General features: G+C 41.4%; 2 protein-coding genes and 1 pseudogene. 2 read left to right on the forward strand and 1 reads right to left on the reverse strand.

Annotation, left to right across the window (positions count from 1 at the left end):
* On the forward strand, positions 1–212 hold a 212-nt coding region (locus tag A3738_RS20290), incomplete at its 5' end, for a helix-turn-helix transcriptional regulator (RefSeq protein WP_156504368.1).
* Between the two features lie 35 nt (positions 213–247).
* Positions 248–862 (forward strand): hypothetical protein, encoded by a 615-nt coding sequence (locus A3738_RS20295; RefSeq protein WP_068501401.1) that lies wholly within the window; start codon positions 248–250, stop codon positions 860–862.
* Positions 863–918: 56 nt separating this feature from the next.
* On the opposite strand, the pseudogene A3738_RS20300 reads toward A3738_RS20295, so the two are convergent.
* Positions 919–1,216, reverse strand: a pseudogene (locus A3738_RS20300) (ATP-dependent DNA helicase RecG); the annotation flags it as partial.

The following is a 1,216-nucleotide window of genomic DNA, read 5'->3' on the forward strand; positions in this document are numbered from 1 at the left end:
GAAGGCTAAAAAAAGAAGGTGTTTCTTATCATGAGATTGTGGATGAGGTTCGTTCTGAATTTGCGATTCGCAGTATAAAAGAAGACAAGTACAGTTTTACCGAGCTAGCTTTTTTATTGGGGTTCTCTGAGGTGAGTGCCTTTAGTCGAGCCTTTAAACGTTGGACGGGGGAATCTCCACACCAATATCAAATCCAAACAAAGTCCTTATAAAAACGAAAGATTTATTTCCATGGAATGGACAAACAATGCTTTTTAATCGAAAAACGCTCCTTAAATATATCGTTCTATTTTTACTTGGTTTTGGCTTAGTAATGAGCTTCCTTCCATTTGTTAAATCAATGAATCCTCCTAAAAATTCCATAGATAAATGGCAGGTGGAGATAGCCGCCTCAAACCTGGACTACGGGGAACTCAAAAAATTCGACAATGAGATTTGGGTGTACAGACGAACACCAGAGCAAATCGAATGGTTAGAAACCTATGAACCCGTCAAAACACAACCTTACATTCTGGAACGTTCCTGGTCAGAGAAATTTGATGGTAATTTTAGGTCGAAAGACAAAGAGTTTTTTGTTTTTAAAACTTGGGAGTCTAGAGGCAGAGTTTTTGTCCGTGAGCATGGTAACTGGGTTTTTTGTGGAGATCTTATTTATCATGGCGGGGCGATAGAGCTATCAAATGGCTTAGTATATGAGGGAGTTATTTCTTGTTCTTTTGGTCGCCAGTCTATCAATTTTGAAAACCATCGCTTCACTTACGATGTGGCTGGTATTTCTTCAAATGAGTATATAATGCCTTTGGCCGTCCCTTATTACGAAATAAACAGGAAAGGTAATATTGTTGTTGGTCCAAAGCCCTAATGCCTTTCTTAAAGGGTCTGACCCCTTGACGGGGTCAGACCCTATTCATACGATCGTTAAACCTCAGCAAATTGTTGTCTATTTCCAACCCAGCGTTCAATTAGCGCGCTTGATTGTCTTGGGTAGCGTTGCATTATTTGAGCAACCTGTTTGACGGTATCTAGCCAAGCCGCATCACGTTGAATGTCCGCAATTCTGAAAGAGACCAATCCGGTTTGTCGTGTCCCTAATACTTCACCGGGCCCGCGAATTTCGAGATCTTTTTCAGCGATCTTGAATCCGTCGTTGCTTTCTCTCATCGCAGAGAGTCTCTCTTTGCCGTTTTGAGAGAGCGGTGGGTGATACATGAGTGCG

The organism is Oleiphilus sp. HI0066 (assembly GCF_001635725.1).